Source organism: Cupriavidus sp. YAF13 (assembly GCF_052113425.1).
Classification (GTDB): domain Bacteria; phylum Pseudomonadota; class Gammaproteobacteria; order Burkholderiales; family Burkholderiaceae; genus Cupriavidus.
The window spans coordinates 1-20,332 of the sequence record NZ_JBFRDD010000101.1 but is presented as its reverse complement, the minus strand read 5'-3'; the positions used below and the strand labels follow the sequence as shown (position 1 = coordinate 20,332).

General features: G+C 68.1%; 15 protein-coding genes and 1 pseudogene. 4 read left to right on the top strand and 12 right to left on the bottom strand.

Going from position 1 to position 20,332, the window contains the following annotated elements; all coding sequences use genetic code 11:
- Both AB4061_RS39590 and AB4061_RS39585 read left to right on the top strand, forming a co-directional pair.
- Nucleotides 1–621, top strand: a 621-nt coding sequence (locus AB4061_RS39590; RefSeq protein WP_441641513.1) for a tripartite tricarboxylate transporter permease, incomplete at its 5' end; no start/stop codon positions are given.
- A 205-nt stretch (nt 622–826) separates the two neighbouring features.
- Nucleotides 827–1,123 carry a helix-turn-helix transcriptional regulator gene (locus tag AB4061_RS39585; RefSeq protein ID WP_043356716.1) on the top strand — a complete coding sequence of 99 codons (297 nt, stop codon included), beginning with the start codon at nt 827–829 and terminating at the stop codon, nt 1,121–1,123.
- Between the two features lie 22 nt (nt 1,124–1,145).
- Here AB4061_RS39585 and AB4061_RS39580 read toward each other — a convergent pair whose 3' ends face one another.
- The 9 genes and pseudogenes from AB4061_RS39580 to AB4061_RS39540 all read right to left on the bottom strand — a co-directional run bounded on the left by AB4061_RS39580 (nt 1,146) and on the right by AB4061_RS39540 (nt 12,739).
- Nucleotides 1,146–3,059, bottom strand: coding sequence for an ATP-binding protein (locus AB4061_RS39580; protein ID WP_441641512.1), 1,914 nt, complete (start codon nt 3,057–3,059; stop codon nt 1,146–1,148).
- A gap of 11 nt (nt 3,060–3,070) precedes the next feature.
- Nucleotides 3,071–3,778 (bottom strand): response regulator transcription factor, encoded by a 708-nt coding sequence (locus tag AB4061_RS39575; RefSeq protein ID WP_441641511.1) that lies wholly within the window; start codon nt 3,776–3,778, stop codon nt 3,071–3,073.
- A gap of 331 nt (nt 3,779–4,109) precedes the next feature.
- Nucleotides 4,110–5,120 carry a diguanylate cyclase gene (locus AB4061_RS39570; protein ID WP_441641510.1) on the bottom strand — a complete coding sequence of 337 codons (1,011 nt, stop codon included), beginning with the start codon at nt 5,118–5,120 and terminating at the stop codon, nt 4,110–4,112.
- Nucleotides 5,121–5,232: 112 nt separating this feature from the next.
- A pseudogene (locus AB4061_RS39565) lies at nt 5,233–6,128 on the bottom strand (chemotaxis response regulator protein-glutamate methylesterase).
- On the bottom strand, nt 6,125–8,521 hold the full coding sequence (locus AB4061_RS39560) for a hybrid sensor histidine kinase/response regulator (RefSeq protein WP_441641509.1): 2,397 nt from the start codon (nt 8,519–8,521) through the stop codon (nt 6,125–6,127). Before AB4061_RS39560 ends, AB4061_RS39565 begins: the two are co-directional and overlap by 4 nt.
- Nucleotides 8,518–9,249, bottom strand: coding sequence for a chemotaxis protein CheW (locus AB4061_RS39555; protein WP_441641515.1), 732 nt, complete (start codon nt 9,247–9,249; stop codon nt 8,518–8,520). Before AB4061_RS39555 ends, AB4061_RS39560 begins: the two co-directional genes overlap by 4 nt.
- Before the next feature lie 43 nt (nt 9,250–9,292).
- Complete coding sequence (locus AB4061_RS39550; protein ID WP_441641508.1) at nt 9,293–10,612, bottom strand: CheR family methyltransferase; 1,320 nt, start codon at nt 10,610–10,612, stop codon at nt 9,293–9,295.
- Nucleotides 10,609–11,097, bottom strand: a complete 489-nt coding sequence (locus AB4061_RS39545) for a chemotaxis protein CheW (RefSeq protein WP_441641507.1) — start codon at nt 11,095–11,097, stop codon at nt 10,609–10,611. Before AB4061_RS39545 ends, AB4061_RS39550 begins: the two co-directional genes overlap by 4 nt.
- Before the next feature lie 25 nt (nt 11,098–11,122).
- On the bottom strand, nt 11,123–12,739 hold the full coding sequence (locus AB4061_RS39540) for a methyl-accepting chemotaxis protein (RefSeq protein WP_441641506.1): 1,617 nt from the start codon (nt 12,737–12,739) through the stop codon (nt 11,123–11,125).
- Nucleotides 12,740–13,028: 289 nt separating this feature from the next.
- Between AB4061_RS39540 and AB4061_RS39535 the strand changes: the two genes are divergently transcribed.
- Together AB4061_RS39535 and AB4061_RS39530 are read left to right on the top strand one after the other, a co-directional pair.
- Entirely contained in the window at nt 13,029–14,354 is a 1,326-nt protein-coding gene (locus AB4061_RS39535) for a putative bifunctional diguanylate cyclase/phosphodiesterase (RefSeq protein WP_441641514.1), read from the top strand.
- A 294-nt stretch (nt 14,355–14,648) separates the two neighbouring features.
- Nucleotides 14,649–17,417 carry a DUF6600 domain-containing protein gene (locus tag AB4061_RS39530; RefSeq protein ID WP_441641505.1) on the top strand — a complete coding sequence of 923 codons (2,769 nt, stop codon included), beginning with the start codon at nt 14,649–14,651 and terminating at the stop codon, nt 17,415–17,417.
- A 59-nt stretch (nt 17,418–17,476) separates the two neighbouring features.
- Here the strand turns inward: AB4061_RS39530 and AB4061_RS39525 are convergent, their stop codons facing one another.
- The 3 genes from AB4061_RS39525 to AB4061_RS39515 all read right to left on the bottom strand — a co-directional run bounded on the left by AB4061_RS39525 (nt 17,477) and on the right by AB4061_RS39515 (nt 20,244).
- Nucleotides 17,477–18,649, bottom strand: coding sequence for an ABC transporter substrate-binding protein (locus AB4061_RS39525; protein ID WP_441641504.1), 1,173 nt, complete (start codon nt 18,647–18,649; stop codon nt 17,477–17,479).
- Between the two features lie 136 nt (nt 18,650–18,785).
- The gene (locus AB4061_RS39520; protein ID WP_441641503.1) at nt 18,786–19,493 is read right to left on the bottom strand and encodes an ABC transporter ATP-binding protein; all 708 of its coding nucleotides are present in this window, start codon (nt 19,491–19,493) and stop codon (nt 18,786–18,788) included.
- Nucleotides 19,480–20,244, bottom strand: a complete 765-nt coding sequence (locus tag AB4061_RS39515) for an ABC transporter ATP-binding protein (RefSeq protein ID WP_441641502.1) — start codon at nt 20,242–20,244, stop codon at nt 19,480–19,482. Before AB4061_RS39515 ends, AB4061_RS39520 begins: the two co-directional genes overlap by 14 nt.
- Nucleotides 20,245–20,332 lie beyond the last annotated feature (88 nt).

Here is a 20,332-nt window from a genome sequence, read left to right as displayed (position 1 = left end):
GGCGCCATCGAAGGCGTGGCAGGTCCGGAATCGGCCAACAACGCCGCGGCGCAGACCTCCTTCATCCCGCTGCTGACGCTGGGCATTCCGCCCAACGCCGTGATGGCGCTGATGGTGGGCGCGATGACCATCCACAACATCCAGCCGGGTCCGCAGGTCATGACCAGCAACCCCGCGCTGTTCTGGGGCCTGATCGCCTCGATGTGGATCGGCAACCTGATGCTGATCATCCTGAACCTGCCGATGATTGGCGTGTGGGTGAAGCTGCTGACCGTGCCTTACCGCTTCCTGTACCCGGCCATCCTGGTGTTCTGCGGTATTGGCGTGTACTCGGTCAACAATCAGACCTTCGACGTGTTCATGGCGGCTGGCTTCGGCATCATCGGCTACCTGTTCCTGAAGCTCAAGTGCGAGCCGGCGCCGTTGCTGCTGGGCTTCGTGCTSGGGCCRATGRTGGAAGAGAACTTCCGCCGCKCMCTGCTGCTGTCGCGTGGCGAGTTCACCGTGTTCGTGACCCGTCCGCTGTCGCTGGGCCTGCTGATCGCAGCGGCTTCGCTGGTTGCCATCGTTGCCCTGCCTTCCATCAAGGCAAAGCGCGAAGAGGCGTTCCAGGAAGAGTAGTCGTCAAGCCCCACCCGCGCCGGCCTCGCGCCGGCGCGCGCAATGCAAGAAAAGGGGTGCCTCGTGCACCCCTTTTCTTTTAATAAGCGCGCCTGGTGCCGGCCGGGCCGCTTGCAGGTAACACGCCCGGGTGCGCTCGCTGCGCCCGGGCTGCCTATGTAGATCTGCTCTATCGCACCGCTGGCAGGTGTGTCACAGGAGCCGCATGAGAGCGCCAACACTAGATGGCTTCGTTTCGAAGCTGTACATCCTGAAGCTTGTCCAGTCGAGCCCGTCGACGGTCATGACGCTGGTTGACCGCCTGCGCGAGCACGGGGTGGAAAAGAACATCCGCTCGCTCAGGCCCATCCTGCGCAGCCTGATGATCGCACGCGCGATCACGGCGGAGCTGGTGGAAGGCAGTGGCCGCGTCTATTGCATTACCGATAGCGGACGCGAAGAACTGCACAAATACCTGTCGCATCTCGACGTCCTGCAGAGCGACATCGAGCAGACGCGCTAGGACTGCCGCACCTGGCCATCGCTCAGGCAGCCTCGTCCTCGGCCCACCGCGCGGGGTAGAGCAGCAGGCTGACGGTCGTGCCCTGCTCAGAAGACGCAATCGACAACTCGCCGCCAATGGCGGCCGCGCGGCTGCGCATATTGGCCAGGCCGTGGCCTTGCGCGCCGGACTGCGCATCGAAGCCGCGCCCGTCGTCGCGGATCTCGATCAGGATGCCCTCGGCCTCAGCGCTGGTGCCCGCGAAGCTGTGCGCCACCACTTGCACCGTAGCGCCACCGGCATGCTGCATGACGTTGGAGAAGGCTTCCAGCAGCAGGTACTGCAGCTCACGCACGATCTGCGGCGTCAGGCCGGCCACAGCCGGCAGCCGCTCCACTTGCCAGTCCACCCGCAGCCTTGCCGCTTCCAGGCGCGCCCGCAGCCGGTAGCGCAGGTTGCCCAGCACCACGGCGAGGTCGCCACCGGTGTCTTGCATGGCATCCACCGAGAGCTTCAAGGCATCCAGCGCTTGCTGCAGATGTTGCTGCAGCACCATGGGCGAGCCATGGCCCGAGCGCAGCAGGCTGAGCGCGCCGACCAGCGTGYTGCCCAGGCCATCGTGCATGTCGCGCATGATGCGCCCGCGCTCTCGCAAGGTGGCCTGCTCGCGCTCGATCTCGCGTGAGCGCGCATAGAGCAGATGCAGCTCTTCCTCCTTTTGCGCAACCTTGTGGTCCAGGTCGCGGTTGAGTTCGGCCAGCGTGCTGGTGGTGCGCGTATAGCGGTCCACCAGCAGCCAGGCCATGCTGAGGCTGAACAGCTGCGAGACGTATTTGGTCAGCGAGGTGTCCCAGTAAAAGTCATTGCTGAACTGGATGCGGATCACGTCGGCGGTGCTCAGCGCGCTGGCCAGCGCCACCGTGGCGGCCAGCACCAGGCGCTCGCGGCTGGGGCGCCGCAGCGCCGCCCACGCCAGCGTCGTGGCGATGCCGCACGCCATCAGCATGTTGATGGCCCAGTCGAACAGCTTGAGGCTGGGGGTGTTGAACAGGAATGTCATCACCACGATCAGCGGCAGCTTGATCCACAGGAAAGCGGTGACCAGCCATGCCGGCCACGGCGAGCGAACGTCGATGATGATCAGCGCGAACCGGGCGGTGGCCACGATGAACAGGGTCCGGCTGGCCAGCACCAGCACCTGCCACGCGTGCAGCGGCAACGGGGCGCTTTCCAGCAGGCGCTCGATCACGCTGACCGACCATGCGATCTCGGCCAGCGCATAGAGGCCGAACAACGGATCGCGCTGGCGCCACCAGATCAGCAGCGAGATCGCCGTGAGCAACAGGCTCAGCGCGGTGATCACCAACGGTCCTATCACGCGGAACCAGAGCGCGCCCTGGTAGCGCGAATGCACCAGCCGGCCCGGCCCGAACTCGATGCGCGACAGGCCTGCCTTGGCATTGGCGCGGGCGGCGATCTTGATCGTCAGCTCGTTCTCCGGCCGCAGCATGGCCTCGGGCACGGGGATGTACAGGGGGCGCTGGCCGCCGTAGAGGGCAGGCGCATCCATGGCGCCGGAGGCGGCCAGCAGCTTGCCGTTGAGATGCATCTCGAAGCTGTTGGCCGCGCGCGCCAGGTACAGCGCGGGGATGTCCTGCCCGGCGCCGCGGTAGGGAAAATCCAGGCGGTAGGTTGCCGTGCCGTCGCGGCCGGGGTAGACGCGGTCCCAGTCGTGGGGCAGTGCGACCTCGGCCGGCTGCGGCGCCTGGCCTTGCCCGGCGCCGTCGGGGCGGACCACGGCCAGCGCTTGCTGCAGTACCTGCACCTGGTTTGCCGGGTCCGGCGCGGATGGCGGCGACGGACGCTGGCGCTCGCCGCCGCAGGCGGTGACCCAACAGCCCATGGCGAGCCACAGGGCACTCAGGCACACCAGCCGCAGGATGGGCAGCAGAGCCATCGGCATTGGCCTCACAAGGTCTTCAGCAGGCCAAGCTTGTGGGCTTCGAATACGGCCTCGGTGCGGGAGTTGACCGCCAGCTTGCCGTAGATGTTCTTGATATGCGCCTGCACGGTGTGCACGCTGATCGCCAGGTGCCCGGCGGTTTCCGCATAGGTGTACCCGCGCGAGATCAGGTCGAGCACCTCGGTCTCGCGGGCGGATAGCGTCACGTCCATGCCCGGGATGCCTGGCGTGTCCGGCGCCGGGATGCCAGGCGCGCTGGCGCTGCGCAGCCGGGTGATGACCTTGCGCGCGATCACCGGGCTCATCGGCGAGCCGCCGGCGCGCAATTCCAGGACGGAGGCGCGCAGGTTGTCGTCCGATTCGTCCTTGAGCAGGTAGCCGGTGGCGCCCGCCGCGATGCTGGCCAGCACATTGGCCTCGTCGCCGAACATGGTGATCACCATGCAATCGCAGCGCGGGTGCAGCCGGCGCGCGTGGCGGATGACATCGATGCCGGAGCCGTCCGGCAGCCCGAGGTCGCACAGCAGCACGTCGGGCTCGTGCGCGGACAGCCACTCGCAGGCGCTGGCGCGCTGCGCGCAGGCCGCCATCACCTGGATGCCCGGCAAGCTGGCCAGCGCGCTTTGCAGGCGCGCGCTGGTGGCGGGGTCATCCTCGACCAGCAGGACGCGGATATCGGCTTCCGGGGCCGCGGACAGGTTCTGTGAGCGCATGATTTGGGCTGAGGTAGTCAAGACTATGGCGCGCGTTGGCGGGGGGCGATACTCCATATTCATGGGATGGCGTMTGGCGGCTAATCGTAGCGCCAGCACCGGATACGGTCAAACTACCGCCAGCCCGCGCCCCTTAAGGCGATGCGAGTTTGGGTCCCGGCCGCTCTTTTCGTGAAATCCCGAGGGGGTAGTCGCCCCATCCGGCGCGCCTTTTTTGCCTACTTTTTTGGCAAGACAAAAAAGTAGGTCGCCGCCCCGCAGGGGTGGTGAAACTGCAGTTGCAGTTGAAGTTGAATCTAAACAGTTGCAGTTGCAACCCCACCCCAAAACCTCAAGAAGTCATCACAACCTGATTCCGCCCACTCCGCTTAGCCTGATAAAGCCCCGCATCAGCAATCTCCACAATCCGGCTAAATGGCAAATCCGCACCAGGCACGATTGCCGTGCCCCCAATGCTGACAGTGACATGCTGCCCCACCGGCGATCCGCTATGCGGCACCTGCAGGGACTCGATCGCGCGCCGGACCTTCTCGGCCAGCAGCCGCGCCCCGCCGGGCGAGGTGGACGGCAGGATCATGGCGAACTCCTCGCCGCCGAAGCGCGCCGGAAGGTCCGCCGGGCGCGCGCAGTTCTCGCGGATCACGCCAGCCACGCGGCGCAGCACCTCGTCCCCGGCCACGTGGCCGTAGGTGTCGTTGTAAGCCTTGAACGAGTCCACGTCGATCATCAGCAGCGCCAGCTGGCTTTGCTCGCGATTGGCGCGTTTCCATTCGGCCCCGAGGTACTCGTCGAAATAACGCCGGTTGGACAGCCCGGTCAGGCCGTCCGAGTTGGTCAGCCGCTGCAGCTCCAGGTTGGTCTCGAGCAACTGCTGCTGGCTCTGGCGCAGCGCGCGGTAGGCCTCGTCGCGCTGCTGCAGGTTGAGATACGAGCGCGAGTGATAGCGGATGCGCGCCACCAGCTCGATGGTGTCGGGCAGCTTGACCAGATAGTCGTTCGCGCCGGCAGCGAAGGCCGCGCTCTTCATGAGCGGGTCCTCCTTGGTGGATAGGACGATGATGGGGATATCGCGCGTTGCCGGGTTGGCCCGGTAGCGGCGCACCAGCGTCAGGCCGTCGATGCCGGGCATCACCAGATCCTGCAGGATCACCGTAGGACGGGTGCGCTCGGCCACGGCAACGGCCTCGTCAGGCTTGGCGCAATAGTGAAAATCGATATCGTGCTCGGGTTCCAGCTCGCGCCGTACCGCTTCGCCAACCATGGCCTGGTCGTCCACCAGCAGCACCATGGCCAGGTATTCATCCGGGCGCTGGGGCGCTCTAGGGTTTGTATCTTTAGACATTGTCTTCCTCGTGCTCTCCGACCTGGAGACGCTAACAGCATGATCCTGGCATCGCGGCGCAAGCGCGCGCGGCCAGGTTTGCGTTGTTTTTCATGTTGTTAGCGCCTCTGTGCTACCCCTGGTTGTTGATGGCATTGCATGCCCGTACGATGCGGGCGGCGATCTGCTGCAAAGGCAGGATTTCGCTGGCGGCCCCAATGGCGGCGGCGGCCTTGGGCATCCCATAGACGGCACTGCTGGCCTGGTCCTGGGCGATGGTCAGGTAGCCGCGCTCGCGCATGGCCTTGAGGCCCAGCGCGCCGTCCCGGCCCATGCCGGTGAGCAGCGCGCCCACCGCGTCACCGCGCCAGTGCTGCGCCACGGTCTCGAAAAACACATCGATCGAGGGCCGGTACAGGTAGTCGCTCGGCTCTTCGGTATAAATCATGCGCGAGGCGCTGACCAGGCGCAGGTGGTCGTTGGTGCCTGCCAGCAGCACGGTGCCCGGCTGCGGCGCCTCGCCCTCGCGGGCCAGGCGCACCGGCAGCGCGCACTGCGCGTCCAGCCAGTCGGCCATGCCGGCCGCAAAGGCCTCGTCCACGTGCTGGACCGCGACCACGGCGGCGGTGAAGCCGGCCGGCAGGCCGCCCAGCACGGTGGCCAGCGCGGCCGGGCCGCCGGCCGACGCGCCCAGCGCGACAAGGGGGTCAATGTGGGCGTATCCACGGCGTCGATGGCGCCTTGCCCCATGGCATCGAAGACCTGGCTGGCGTTGCGGCCAAGGTCCATGGTCACCACCACGATGGCACACGGCGTGGCGGCCATGATGCGGCGGGTTGCCTCGACGCCGTCCATCACCGGCATCATCAGGTCCATCAGGATCAGGTCGGGTGTGCGCACGGCGGCCATGCGCACGGCGCTCTCGCCGTCCTCGGCCACCCATGCGACTTCCAGCGCGGGATCGAGGGCGATGACGCGCCGCAGGGCGACCACCGCCAGGTGGGAGTCGTTGACGATGCCGATTTTCATGCGCGTGCTTCTCCAATCAGGTCTTGCACCGCATCGAGCAACGCGGCGTCCTGGAAGCTGCCCTTGGCCAGATAATAGTCCGCGCCGGCCTGCAGGCCGCGCTGGCGATCCTGCTCCCGGTCTTTGTAGGAGACCACCATCACGGGCAGGTGCATCAGGCGGGCCTCACGCTTGATGCGGCTGACCAGCTCGATGCCGTCCATGCGCGGCATGTCGATGTCCGTGATGACCAGGTCGAAGGTTTCCGCGCGCAGCACGTTCCAGGCATCCATGCCGTCCACCGCTACCGTGACGTCATAGCCGCGGTTAGACAGGAGCTTGCGCTCCAGCTCGCGCACCGTGAGCGAATCGTCCACCACCAGCACGCGCTTGCGCCGTACCGGGGCTGCCTCGGCCGCGCGGCGGATGCGGTCGATCTTGCCCTCCGAGAGCAGCTTCTCCACGGAGCGGACCATATCCTCCACGTCGAAGATAAGCACCGGCGTGCCATCCTCGGTGAGGCTGCCGGCGGCGATGTCCTTGATCTTGCCCAGGCTTGCCACCAGGGGCTGCACCACCAGGATGCGCTCGCCCAGCAGCCGGTCCACCGCCACGCCGTAGGTACGTTCGTGATCGCCCAGGACCACCACCGGCACGGTGTCCTCGTCGCGCCGGGTCTCCGCCTGCTGCAGGACCTGTGCCGCGCTCACCAGCCCGACCTGGCGTTCGCCAAAGCGGAAGTGCTGGCGGTTTTCCAGCTGCTCGATGCTGCCGCGCTCCAGGTTGATGGCCTGCATGACATAGGCCAGCGGGAAGGCATAGGCCTCGCCGGACACCTCCACCAGCAAGGCGCGCACGACCGACAAGGTGAGCGGCAGCTCCAGGTGGAACTGCATGCCGCGCCCGCTTTCCTGCGTCAGGCGGATGCTGCCGCGCACCTGGCGGATCATGTCCTGCACGGCGTCGAGCCCGACGCCGCGCCCGGACACTTCGCTGACGGTTTCGCGCATGCTGAAGCCGGGCAACAGCAGGAAGTCGAGCAGCTCGGCCTGCGACAGCCTGGCCACGGTTTCCTCGGGCACCAGCTTGCGCCGCACGATGGCGGCGCGCAGGGCGTCGAGGTCCACGCCGGCGCCGTCGTCGGCAATCACGATCATCAGCCGGCCGGCGTTGTGGCGCGCGTTCAGCGTGATGCGGCCTTCGACCGGCTTGCCGGCGGCGCGGCGCGCCTCGGGCATCTCGATGCCGTGGTCCACCGCATTGCGCAGCAGGTGCGCCAGCGGCGCTTCGAGCTGCTCCAGGATGTCGCGGTCGACCTTCGTGCTCTCGCCGACCAGTTCAAGGTGCACTGCCTTGCCCAGCGAGCGCCCCAGGTCGCGCACCATGCGCGAGTAGCCGGTGAGCCCGTCGGCGAGGGGCCGCATGCGGCTCGCCAGCGCCCGGTCGTAGAGCTGGTGCGAAAGCTGGCCGGTGCGGTGGTCGTACTGTTCCAGCTCCGTGACCCGTTGCGACAGTTGCTGGTGGCTCTCGCCCAGCAGGCGCTGTGCTTCTGCCAGCGCGGCTAGGGCGGCGGGATCGGCCGCGCTGGCCGCGAGCGTGACCTGCAGGGCGTCGAGCGCCTGCAGCGCGCGCATCTGTACGCGCCGGGTTTGCTGCAGGGCGTTGCCGAAGGGCTTGAGCCAGTGCGTCTCCACCATCGCCGCGCCCGACAGCGCCAGCAGCTGGTCCAGCGTGTCGGCGCTGACGCGCAGCATGCGCTCCTGGGCTTGCGGCTCGCGGGGGACTTCGCCGGGCGCGAACATGGCTGGCGCCGTGGCCATGCCGGAGGCCGGTTCGGCGACCAGTTCGGCGACCGTATCGGCGACCATGCCGGCCACCGGGCCATCGGGTAGCGCCGGGTGGACGGCCGCTGTCACCGTGGCCTCTGGTTCGGCTGCGGATGCACTCGCAGGCGTTGCCGCCGCTGGGGCATGATCCGTGGCCCAGGCGTCGGCATCCACCTCCTCGCCGGCCAGCAGCGCGGCCATGCGGAGCACCAGCGCATCGACCTCGGCCTTGCCGGCCCGGTCAGCCCAGTCCAGATCGCCGCCGGGCGGCGAGCCCAGCCGCAGCAGGAGGTCGGTGCCATGCAGCAAGGTGTCGATATGCACGGGCCGCAGCACCAGCTCGCCGCGCTGGGCGGCCACCAGGCAGTCTTCCATCACGTGGGCCACGCGCACGCCGCCATCCAGGCCGACGATGCGTGCGGCACCCTTGAGCGAATGCGCGGCGCGCATGCACGCCTCGAGCTGCTCGGCCGCGGCAGGGTCGCGCTCCAGCGCCAGCAGGCCGGCGTTGAGGACTTCGGCCTGCGATTGCGCTTCCAGCGCGAACAGCTCGAGCAGCGAGGCGTCGCGCAACTGGTCGGGGTTCATGCCAGGCTCCGCTTCAAGGCTTGTTGCAGCAGGGCCGGGTCGAGCAAGCCCACCGTGCGTTGGCCGCTTTTCAGCAGCGCCCGGGTGTAATGCGCCGAGGCGCGTGACAAGGTGGTTGGCAACGGCTGCAGGTCGGCTTCGGCGATCCGTTCGATGCCGGTGACTTCATCCACCGGCAGCGCGATGGCGGTGCGGCCCTGCCCCAGCACCAGCAGCCGGGCGCCATGCCCGGCGCTGCCTTTGGCGCTGGCGGCGGCGTTGGAGGTGGCGTTGGAGGTGGCGTTGGAGGTGGCGTTGGAGGTGGCGCCGGCGGCAGGGTCCTGCCCGAGCAGCCGTGCCAGCGAAATGCAGACCAGCAGGTTGCCGCGCACGCTGGCCAGGCCCAGTACCGCGGCGTGGCGGCGGTGCGGCAGCGAATGCACGGGGCAGGGCGCGGTGACCAGCGCCAGCGCGCCCGCGGGCAGCGCCAGCCATTCGTCGCCGATACGAAACACCAGGCATGACATGGCAGGCCCGCGCGCGGTGGCATTGGCATGACCGGTGTGGCCGTCCGGGAGGCTGACTTCGCCGGTGGACAGGTTGTCGAGCAGCGTGAGCGCCGCGCGCGAATAGGTTGGGCAGTTGCGGCAATGGATGTGCTCGGCCAGCTGCGGACAGCTGCCATCGCCCAGCACGCCGATGCGGCGCCAGCAATCGTCCACGGCGACCGTGACCGTAACAGTGCCCATGCCGGGCGGCTGGCCATGCGCGGCCAGGGGATGCGATGCGAGCTCAGCCATGACGGATCGGGGTCTTGCGCTGTGCGCGGTTTCTCAGGCGGGCCGAGGCCGCGCCGTCGCCTTGCGCTTCCAGGATGGCAGCCATATGGTAGAGCGCCTCCTGGTGAGCCGGGTCGAGGTAGAGTGCGCGGCGATAGGACTCGCGCGCGTCGGCGGGACGGCCGGTGGCGTCGTAGAGCACGCCCAGCAGGCAGTAGCCGGCAGCCGATGGACCCTGCGCATGCAGGTGCGCCACGCAGGCGGTCACTGCGGCGGCCAGCTCGCCGCGATCGGCGAGCCGCGAGATCCGGGACAGCGCGTCGGTGCTGGCCTTGGCCTGCTCGGCCGCTTTGCCGGTGGCGGGGGCGACCGGTGCCAGTGCCGGGGGCACCGGCACGCCGACGGCGCCCGCATGGCCGCGTGCGGCCAGCGGCTGCGGCCACGGTCGCGGGGCGGCCGTGGCTGGTGCACTCGGGTGCGCAGGGTAGCGCTGCATTGCCGGCGTGGCGCTGCCCGCCTGCTGCGCGCCGCGCCGGGTGAAGGCAAAGGCGAGCGGCACGCCCGCCGAGATAAAGCCGTGCCGCGTGAGCAGGCTGGCCTCGGCCGGGCCGACAAAGAGCGTGGCATCCTGCCGGCTCAGCCGTTCCAGCATCTTGAGCGAACGGCGCTGGGTGGGCTGATCGAAATAGATCAGGAGGTTGCGGCAGAACACAAAATGGTAGGGCGGCTCATTGGCCATCAGCCCCGGGTCGAGCAGGTTGCCGCGCAGCAGCCGCACCTTGGCGCGCACGTTGGCGTTAAGCGCGTAGCCACCCTGGCAAGGGGTGAAATACCGATCGCGGAAGTCCAGCGGGGTGCCCCGGAAGGCGTTGTTGCCGTATTGCCCGATGCGCGCGTGCTCCAGCGAGCGGGCGCTCACGTCCACGGCATCGACCTGGAAGCGTTGCTCCGGCACGCCGGCGTCCAGCAGCGCCATGACGATCGAGTAAGGCTCCTCGCCGGTCGAGCAGGGCACGCTGAGGATGCGCAAGGGCGCGGCGCCCTCCGGCGCGCGATCACTGCCGAAGACCCGCATGGCGGCGAAGCGGCCGAGCGCCAGCAGTGCCTCGCGATGGCGGAAGAACCAGGTCTCGGGGACCACCACGGCTTCGATCAGCGACTGCAGTTCGTTCGGGTGCGAGTGCAGCAGGTTCCAGTACGCGTGGTGGTCGGGCACCGCGGCCGCTGCCAGGCGCTCGCGCAACGCGCGCTCGATCATGCCGGGGCCGACGGTGGCGGCGTCCAGGCCAATGCGCTCCTTGAGCAGCGCTTCGATATGGGAGGCGGTGGTCATGGCCTTGGCGCGGTGGCGTCAGCCGCCGGCAGATCGGGGAACAGCCTTGCGTGCACGTCATCAGGCAGCAGGGCATCGACCTTGATCCACTGCACCAGTCCCTGGCTGCCGCTGCGCACGGGCCCCAGGTAGCGGGCCGGGGCGGTGTCCACGCCGCTGTCGATAAACTCGGCGGGCTCGCAGCGTAGCGTCTCGGTGGCGTACTCCAGCCGTAGCCCGAGCAGGCGCGCGGGCGCCTCCGCGTGCCGGCGGTAATGCACCAGTACGGTGCGTGTGCTGGTCCGGCTGGCGGCCGGCGTGCCGGTGGCCAGCGCATTGATGTCGATGACCGGCACCACCTGGCCGCCCCGCGCCAGCAGTCCGCTGACCCAGGCCGGTGCCTCGGGCAATTGCTTGAGCGTGGTCAGCGGCAGCACTTCGACGATCTCCTTCGCGTCCAGCGCGTAGTGGTCGGGCCCGATGCGAAAGAGCAGGAAGAGTTTCATGGAGTGGCGTGGGTGCCCGGGGCGCTCAAACCTTGAATCGCGACACGCCGGTGCGCAGGTCGTTGGCGACCAGCGTCAGCTCGTCGATCGCCTGGCTGGACTGGCGCAGGGATTCCACCGTCTGCTGGGCCGCCTCGGACAACTGCATCAGGGCCTGGTTGATCTGTTCCGCGCCGCCCGCCTGGGCTTGCATGCCCTCGTTGACCATCTGCACGCGCGGTGCCAGCGACTGCACCTGGCCGATGATCTGGGAGAGCTGGTCGCCCACCTGGGTCACCTCCGACATGCCGCGCCGCACTTCCTCGGAGAACTTGTCCATGCCCATCACGCCCGCCGCCACTGCTGACTGGATCTCGCGCACCATCTGCTCGATGTCGTAGGTGGCCACCGCGGTCTGGTCGGCCAGGCGGCGGATCTCGGTGGCGACCACCGAGAAGCCGCGCCCGTACTCGCCAGCCTTCTCGGCTTCGATGGCAGCGTTGAGCGATAGCAGGTTGGTCTGGTCCGCGACCTTGGCGATGGTGGTGACCACCTGGTTGATGTTGCCCGCCTTCTCGTTCAGGGTGGCCAGCTTGGCGTTGACCGAGCCGGCGGCTTCCATCACATGGTGCATGGTGGCTTCCATGCGCGACAAGCTGGCCTGGCCGGTGCCGGCCAGGCCGGCAGTCTGCTCGGCGGCGCCGGAGACTTCGGTCATGGTCCGGACCAGGTCGCGCGAGGTGGCGGAGATCTCGCGCGAGGTGGCGCCGATCTCGGTGGTGGTGGCCGCCGTTTCGGTGGCGGTGGCCTGCTGCTGGCGCGCGGTGGCGGCGATCTCGTTGACCGAGGTGGTGACCTGGATGGCCGAGCGCTGGGCCTGCCCGACCAGCGTGGTGAGGTCGCCGGTCATCTGGTTGAAGCCCTGTTCGACTTCCAGGAATTCATCCTTGCGGTTTAGTGCCAGGCGCTGGCGGAAGTCGCCGCCGCGCATGTCGGCGAGCTGCCTGACGATCGAGCGCATCGGCACCGTAATGGAGCGGAACAGCAGGTAGCCGGCCACCAGCGACTCCAGAAGGGCGGCGATCAGGGAGACCTCGATGCTGATCTTGGCCGTTTGCACCGCCTGGTTGATGCTGCTGGCGCCCTCCTCGGCCACTTTGTTGTTATCTTCCAACAGTGCTTGCACGGTCGAGCGGCCTTCAGTCCAGGCTGCGTGGATGGGTCCGCGCAGCTTGGCCTCGGCGGCGGCGACCTCCGGGCCGGTCGCCGCGAACAGCGGCGCCGAAACCTCGTCATAGTGCCGGCGCAGCTCGCGGTATTTGTCGAAGCGCTCGCGATCGTCGGCGCGCCGGATCGAATCGGCGTACTTTGCCTCCAGGCCGTCCAGCCGCTTTTGCAGGGCCGAGTTGGCCTCGGCGTATTGCCGGCGCTCGGCGTCATTGGCCGCGGTCACGCTCTGCCAGGCCAGCACGTAGGTCTCGCCCCAGGCGCCGCGCATCGCGGTGCTGTAGTAGAGTCCCGGGAGCGCATCGTCGCGCAGCGCATTCGCATGGGTCTGGATGGCCGACTGGCGGTCATAGGCGACCACCGCCGTGAGTAAAATGACCGCCAGGATGAAGGCAAAACTTGCCAGGATGCGCGTGCGGATGGTCCAGTGAGTCACGGTGCGGTTTCCCGTTGCTTATTCTTGTCGGAGGGCGGTCGATGACCGGCCGGGCGCGCCGGAATTGGCGCGCGCGCGGGCCGGGCGCGAGCGGCCGGATTATAGCGGCGTAGGGTACTGTAAGGCCCCGGCCATTTCAATGGCGCCCGCCGGGCGGTAAGGGGATTCGATGCGTTGCAATTTGTTGCCGCAACATATCGTTTAACTTGGCTTGATTTTTTCCTGGTTTTAGTCACACTTGCCAAATAGACAGATCGGACCGATGTCGATAATCACGAACAGGGCAGGCATGGTGGCCAGGTCAGAGGCGAAGGCCGGCGCCCCGCCAAACGCGGACATTGATTCGCTGACAGGCGTAGCGTCGCGCCAGGCATTCTTGAACACGCTGGAAGGCCGCCTGCGCACGGAGGCCTCCCCGCGCTGCGCGCTATTGCTGCTTGGCATCGACGATTTCCGCGCGTTCAATGACATGCATGGCCATGCCGAGGGCGACGAGATCCTGCGCCGGGTGGCCCGCCGCCTGCGCGACGCCTCGCCGCGCGACGCCATCCTGGGCCGGGTCGGCGGCGACGAGTTCGCCGTCTTGCTGCCTTCCATTGCCGATCCCACCCTGGTGCGCCACGTCAGCGCCGCCATCCTCTCGCTGCAGACCGAGCCCCACGAGTACGGCAACCGGCGCCACCACGTGCTGGCCAGCCTGGGCGCCTGCGTGATGCCGGCCGGCGGCGACAATGCCTCCGATGCCCTGGCCTCGGCCAGCCTGGCGCTCGGCCGGGCCAAGCGCGACGGCGGCCGCACCATCCGCTTCTTCAAGCCGCAGATGCGCACCGACGTGACGACCCGCCTGTCGCTGGTGCAAGCGCTGCGCGACGCCTACGCGCAGCGCCAGTTCGAGTTGCTGTACCAGCCCCAGATCGACCTGCGCGATGGCCGCGTGGTTGGCGCAGAGGCGCTGATGCGCTGGCGCCATCCCACCCAGGGCCTGCTGACGCCGGCCAGCTTCATCGACGCGCTGGCCGCCAGCAGCGTGGCGGCGGACGTTGGCGTCTGGCTGCTGCACACCGCCTGCGCCCAGGCGCGCATGTGGTCGCTCGGGTTTGCCGATGCACCGCGGGTGGCCATCAACCTGTTTGCCGCGCAGCTTAGCGAGAGCCGGCTGCTGACCGAGGTCCGTCACGTGCTGCGCGAGCTGGCACTGGCGCCGGAGCGGCTGGAGCTGGAGATCACCGAGACCATCGCCCTGCAGCAGGGCGATGAGTTTTCCGGGCAGTTGCAGACCCTGCGCCGCGACGGGGTGACCCTGACCTGCGACGATTTCGGTACCGGCTACGCCTCGCTCAGCTTCCTCAAGTCCTTCCCCGTGGACCGTATCAAGATCGACCAGTCGTTTATCCGCAATGTTACGCAGAACCCGGTCGACGCCGCCATCGTGCGCGCCATGGTGAACGTCGGTGGCAGCCTGGGCATCGGCGTGGTGGCCGAGGGCGTGGAAACCGTTGAACAGCGGGATTTCCTCTCCGAGAACGGCTGCCACGAGGTACAGGGCTACCTGTATGGCAGGCCCATGTCCGCCGACAAGTTCACCGAGTTCCTGCAGCAGTCCGCCGCCCGCTAAGCCGGGCCGGCCGTGCCTTTCCCCTCTCGCCTGCGTCCGGCGCCGATGCGCAATTGTTTCCAGCTTTGTCCTGCGTGCGCTGGCCCGCCGTGGCCTGCGCGCGGGCGGGGGGCCACGGCGGGCGGCGCGCAGCCAGATCGTGCCTTCCCGGCGCGGCTGCGCAGGGAAACAAGGGAAATATGTGCTTACAAAGTCAAGTGCGCCAGTCCGGCGGCCTGACGTTATCGGAAGTATGGTGACAGCAGAGGCGGCAGATGTTCGCCCGCGCGCCTATATTGACCGAGAGGTATCCACATGTTCCCTGACCGCAAGCTTGGCCCGCGTGCGCGCATCCTGCTCCTGGCCGCAAGCATCGTTTTAGTCACTTGGCAACTGCCGGCGCTGGCGCAATCCGCCGATCCCTCCGCCCGCATTGCCACCGTGACCGATGCCGCCGGCAACCTGAGCTTTGCCCCCGCCGGGTCGGACGATTGGGCGCAGGCCGCGCTGAACCGGCCGATCACCACCGGCGACCGCCTCTGGGTCGACAACGGCGGGCGGGCCGAGGTGCACGCCGGCTCCACGGCGATCCGGCTAGGCAGCGGCACCGCCGTGACCGTGCTCAACCTCGACGACAGCGCTACCCAGGTCAAGCTGACCCAGGGCACGCTGCAATTGCGCGTGCGCGCGCTGCCGCCCGACCAGCCGGTCGAGATCGATACGCCCAACCTGGCCTTCGTGCCGCGCGAGCCGGGCGACTACCGGCTGGACGTGGCGCCTGACGGCAGCTCCACGGTCGTCACCATGCACCACGGCTCGGCCGTGCTGTACGGCGACAACCACTCGCTGGAAATGCGGCGCGGCGAGCAAGTGCGCTTCGACGGCACCGACCTGGCCGAGGACGGCCGCGCCACCAACCCGCCCATGGACGGCTTCGATAGCTGGACCATGGCGCGCGACGCGCGGGAGGACCGCTCGCCGTCCGCCCGCTACGTGGCGCCTGAAATGACGGGCTATGCCGCGCTGGACGACTACGGCGACTGGCAGGAAGACCCCGGGTATGGCGCAGTCTGGTTTCCGCGCGTGGTGGCCGCGGACTGGGCGCCCTATAGCGCCGGCCACTGGGCCTGGGTGGCGCCATGGGGATGGAGCTGGTGCGATGACGCGCCCTGGGGCTTTGCCCCGTCCCACTATGGGCGCTGGGCCCGCGTTGGCGACCGCTGGGGATGGATGCCGGGCCCGAGGGTGGGCCGCCCCGTCTACGCCCCCGCGCTGGTTGGCTTTATCGGTGGCGGGCCGGGCAGTGGCCCCGGCGTGGCCTGGTACCCGCTAGGCCCGCGCGAGGCATATCGCCCGGTCTATGGCGCCAGCCCGACCTACGTCACCCGCATCAACCAGTTCACCGTCAACAATGAGGTGATCGAGAACCATATCCGCAATACCTATATCAACCGGAACGTGCCGGGCGCCATCACAGGCATGCCGGCACGCGCCTTCGTGCAAGGCCAGCGCGTGCCACCCGGGGGGCACGGCATGGCTTGGCGCAACCTGCCGCAGGGCGAAGCCAACGGCGCGCCGCCGCTGGCGCCCGTCAAGGCCAGCCTGATCGGTGCGGCGCCCGCGCGGCCGGCCCCGGCGGCGGTCATGCAGGGCTTCGCGCGCCCTGCCATTGCGGCACGTGCGCCCGGCCGCCCGGCCGACGATGAGCTGGCCCAGCGCTTTGCCCGCGCTGGTGGCACCGTGCCCGGCGCTGGCCCGGTATGGCAGGGCCGGCGCAATGCCCCGGGCGGCGGCCAGGCCATGGCACCTGCCCCGGTCCGGCTGAGCCAGGCGGCACCGGCATACCACGGGCGCAACGGAGCAGGCCAGATGCCCGGCGGGCCGGGGACACCGAACGGCGGGATTCCAGCAAATCCGGCAAATCAAGGCAATCCAGCCTTCGGGCCGCAGCGCGCGGAAGGCGGCTCCCGTGCGCCCGTGCCGCAAGGCCTGGTGGGTACCGAGCATGGCGGGCAGCCGCCCGTGCAGGGCGGCGACGCGCGCACGCGTGGCTGGACCACGCGGCCGGAGCAGGCGCGCGGCCAGCCGCCGCAAAATGGCCAGTCGGCCGCGCAGCTCCAACAAGCCCAACAAGCCCAACAAGCCCAACAAGCCCAACAAGCCCAACAAGCCCAGCAAGCCCAGCAGCTTCAGCAACGCCAGGCTGAGCAGCGCGGCATGGTGCAGCAGAACGGACGGACCCTGCAAACCGACCCGCAAGCCATGGCCCGCCAGCAGCAGGACATGCAGCGCCAGCAGCAGCAAAGGCAGATGGGTGACCAGCAGCGGGCGCAGCAAGCGCTGCAACAGCAGCAAGACATGCAGCACCAGCAGCAGCAAAGACAGGCTGGTGACCAGCAGCGGGCTCAGCAAGCGCAGCAACAGCAGCAGGAGATGCAGCACCAGCAGCAGCAAAGACAGGCTGGCGACCAGCAGCGGGCTCAGCAAGCGCAGCAACAGCAGCAGGAGATGCAGCGCCAGCAGCAGCAACGGCAGGCTGGCGACCAGCAGCGGGCTCAGCAAGCGCAGCAACAGCAGCAGGAGATGCAGCGCCAGCAGCAGCAGCGGCAGATGGCGGACCAGCAGCGGGCCCAGCAGGCGCAGCAACAGCAGCAGGAAATGCAACGCCAGCAGCAGCAACGGCAGGCGGCGGACCAGCAGCGGGCCCAGCAGGCGATGCAGCAACAGCAAGCCATGCAGCGCCAGCAGCAGGAGATGCAGCGTCAGCAGCAAGAGCAGCAGCGCCACCAGCAGGACATGCAGCGCCAGCAACAGGAGCAGCAGCGCCAGCAGGAGCAACAGCGCCAGCAACAGGTCATGCAGCGCCAGCAGCAAGACCAGCAACGCCAGCAGCAGGAGCAGCAACGCCAGCAGCAGGAGCAACAGCGCCAGCAGCAGGAGCAGCAGCGCCGGCAGCAGGAGTTGCAGCGCCAGCAACAGCACGCCGCGCAGCCGCAGTCAGCTCAGCACGTGGCGATGCAGCAGCAACCGCATGCCCAAGGGCAGGGCGGCAATCCGCAAGAGCACGGGCATGAGGTTCACTGAGGCGGCTCAGGCAGCCGGCACCCGACCCGGGTGCCGGCCGCGTGGCCGGCCTTGCTGGTTTACTTAGCCAGTTCCGACAGGCGCACCGGCGCGATCTTGCCGTTCTGCACCCAGCCCACCACGGTGTCGGCAACGGTGCCGCCCTTGGCGTCGATGCTCTCGATCTCGTTCGGGTTGGCATCCTTGGCCAGCGTCTTCACCGCCTCCGGCATCCTGGCCCGGATCGCGGCCACGTCGCTGGTGGTGCCGGCCAGCTTCATGGCGCCGGCCAGCGCGTAGACCATGGTGTAGTTGAGCGACATCTCGGTGGTGGCGTCGCGCCCGTCATGCAGCTTCTTGTATTTGCTGTTGTAGGTTTGCGCGGCCGGGCGGGCGTCGTTGGCCAGCGGCATCACGCCGATGGAGCCTTCGAGCATGGCCAGGCCGTTGGTGACCTTGGCCATTTCATCCAGCTTGGCCTGGTCCATCACGATGAAGCCACCCTTGAAACCCAGCTCGCGCGCCTGCTTAACCACCAGTGCGGTCGGCTCGGACGGGCCGCCCACAAACATCACGTCGGGCTTGTCGGCCAGCACGCGTGACACGCCGCTGTAGAAGTCGGTGGCCTTGGTGTAGGACATCGGGTTGTTGGCCACCACTTTGCCGCCCGCGCCTTCCCAGGCCGGCACAAATGCCTGCACCCAGGCCTTGGCGTAATCGTGGTCGGCCGGGGCCAGTGCTACGTTCTTGCCATAGCGCTTCATCTGCGCCTTGATGAAGGGCTCGATATAGCCGGTGTAGGACGGCGGGATACGGATGGTCAGCTTGTTGCCGGTGTCCGTGATGCGCGGCACGCTGGAGTAGGCCATCACCAGGAATTTCTCCTGCTCGTTGAACGCCTGCAGCGCAAAGATGCCGCCCGAATGCGGCACGAACACGGCGGGCGTCTTGTACTGCTGCACCAGGCGGCGCGCATTGATGGCGGCCTCGGCGGGCGCGTACTTGTCGTCCAGCGACACCACTTCCAGCTTCACCTTCTTGCCCTTGACCTCAAGGCCCGAAGCATTGATCTCGTCCACGGCCATCTGGATGCCGGACAGCACGTTCTTGCCGTACAGCGCGGCCCCGCCCGACAGCGGGCCGATATAGCCCAGCTTGACGACTTCCTGCGCCATGGCCGCACCCGAGGCCATCAGCGAGGCCACGGCAGTGGCGGCGAGGGGGAACAAGCGGCGGATCATCTTGGTCTGCATTTGGCTGTCTCCTGTTGTGTTTGTGCTGGGTTTGTTGTTGCCTGCTGGTTCTGGTTTTGCTCCCCTCTCCCGCTTGCGGGAGAGGGGGGGAGAGGGAGTAAACTGCCGTCGTCATTTCAAACGGCTTTGGCGCGTCCTATCCTCCGATATACGCCTTCCGAATCCCTTCGTCCTTGAGCAACGTGTCGCGGTCGCCTTGCATCACGATGCGGCCACTCTCGATCACATACGCGCGGTGGGCGATGCCTAGCGCCGCGTAGGCGTTCTGCTCGGCCAGCAGCACCGTGGTGCCCGCTCGGTTGATGCGCTGGATCACCTCGAACATCTGCTTGACCACCAGTGGCGCCAGGCCCAGCGATGGTTCGTCGAGCAGCAGTGTGCGCGGGCGCCCCATCAGCGCACGGCCGAGCGCCACCATCTGCTGCTGTCCGCCGGACAGCGAGCCGGCCGGATCGTCTTTTTTCTGCCGCAGGATCGGGAACATCTCGAAGACTTCTTCCAGCGAGCGCTTGATGCCGGCGGAGTCGCGGCGGTGCACGTAGGCGCCCAGCGTCAGGTTCTTCTGCACGCTCATGGCGGGAAACAGCTTGCGCCCCTCAGGGCAGTGCACCAGCCCCGCTTGCACGATCTGCGAGGGCTTCATGCCGGCCAGCTCGCGGCCGTCAACGCGCATGCTGCCGCCGCTGGTGCGGTGGATGCCGCTGAGCGCCATGAAGATCGAGCTCTTGCCGGCCCCGTTGGCGCCCAGCAGCACCACCAGCTCGCCGGCCGCGGCGTTCAGCGTGATGTTGTCGAGCGCGCGGAAGCTCCCGTACGAAAGCGAAACGCGTTCAAGCTGCAACATGGTCGGCTCCCAGATAGGCTTCGATGACCTGCGGGTCTTGCTGTATCTGCACGGGCGACCCTTCGGCGATCTTCTCGCCGTAGTTGAGCACCATGATCTTGTCGGCCAGCCGCATGATCATGTCCATCTTGTGTTCGATCAGGCAGACCGTCTTGCCGTGGCGGACCATCTTGCGGATCAGTTCGGCCAGGCCCACGGTCTCCTCGGGGTTCACGCCGCCCGCGGGCTCGTCGAGCAGCAGCAGTTCGGCATCGGTGGCCAGCGCCAGCGCAAAGGCCACGCGCTTGCGCTCTTCCTGGGTGATGTCCGCCGCCACTTCATGCGCGAGGTGCGCCAGGCCCACGAAGTCGAGCGCTTCCTCGGCCTTGGCGCGGCACAGCCGTTCTTCCTCGCGCAGCCGGCGCGTGTTGAAGATCACGTCGGCCAGCCCCGCTTGCGTGCGCAGCCGGTGGCCCACGATCAGGTTGTCCAGCACGGTGGCGCGGTCGAACAGGTGCGTGGCCTGGAAGGTGCGGGCCACGCCGAGCCGGGCGATCTGGTCGGCGCGCAGGCCGGCCACGTCCCGGCCCTTGAGCAGGATCTGCCCGGAGCTGGGCGCATGGGTGCCGGCGATCAGGTTGAAGAAGGTGGTCTTGCCCGCGCCGTTTGGGCCGATGATGGCGTTGACATGGCCCGTCTCGAAGGTGATCGAGACATCGTGCACGGCGCTCAGACCGCCGAACTTCTTGGTCAGGTTGCGAATCTCAAGCATGGTCGGCCCTAGCGTTCGTGGCGGTTGCATTCGGGTTGCCGGCGACGGGCGCGCCGGCCTGCTGCGCGCGGCTCGTGCCGCCGCGGCG

Excerpts from the sequence above, each read along its gene's own strand:
- AB4061_RS39585 (WP_043356716.1), top strand. The coding sequence starts at position 827 with ATGAGAGCGCCAACACTAGATGGCTTCGTTTCGAAGCTGTACATCCTG.
- AB4061_RS39575 (WP_441641511.1), bottom strand. The coding sequence starts at position 3,778 with ATGCGCTCACAGAACCTGTCCGCGGCCCCGGAAGCCGATATCCGCGTC.
- AB4061_RS39570 (WP_441641510.1), bottom strand. The coding sequence starts at position 5,120 with ATGTCTAAAGATACAAACCCTAGAGCGCCCCAGCGCCCGGATGAATAC.
- AB4061_RS39560 (WP_441641509.1), bottom strand. The coding sequence starts at position 8,521 with ATGAACCCCGACCAGTTGCGCGACGCCTCGCTGCTCGAGCTGTTCGCG.
- AB4061_RS39555 (WP_441641515.1), bottom strand. The coding sequence starts at position 9,249 with ATGGGCACTGTTACGGTCACGGTCGCCGTGGACGATTGCTGGCGCCGC.
- AB4061_RS39550 (WP_441641508.1), bottom strand. The coding sequence starts at position 10,612 with ATGACCACCGCCTCCCATATCGAAGCGCTGCTCAAGGAGCGCATTGGC.
- AB4061_RS39545 (WP_441641507.1), bottom strand. The coding sequence starts at position 11,097 with ATGAAACTCTTCCTGCTCTTTCGCATCGGGCCCGACCACTACGCGCTG.
- AB4061_RS39535 (WP_441641514.1), top strand. The coding sequence starts at position 13,029 with ATGGTGGCCAGGTCAGAGGCGAAGGCCGGCGCCCCGCCAAACGCGGAC.
- AB4061_RS39530 (WP_441641505.1), top strand. The coding sequence starts at position 14,649 with ATGTTCCCTGACCGCAAGCTTGGCCCGCGTGCGCGCATCCTGCTCCTG.
- AB4061_RS39525 (WP_441641504.1), bottom strand. The coding sequence starts at position 18,649 with ATGCAGACCAAGATGATCCGCCGCTTGTTCCCCCTCGCCGCCACTGCC.
- AB4061_RS39520 (WP_441641503.1), bottom strand. The coding sequence starts at position 19,493 with ATGTTGCAGCTTGAACGCGTTTCGCTTTCGTACGGGAGCTTCCGCGCG.
- AB4061_RS39515 (WP_441641502.1), bottom strand. The coding sequence starts at position 20,244 with ATGCTTGAGATTCGCAACCTGACCAAGAAGTTCGGCGGTCTGAGCGCC.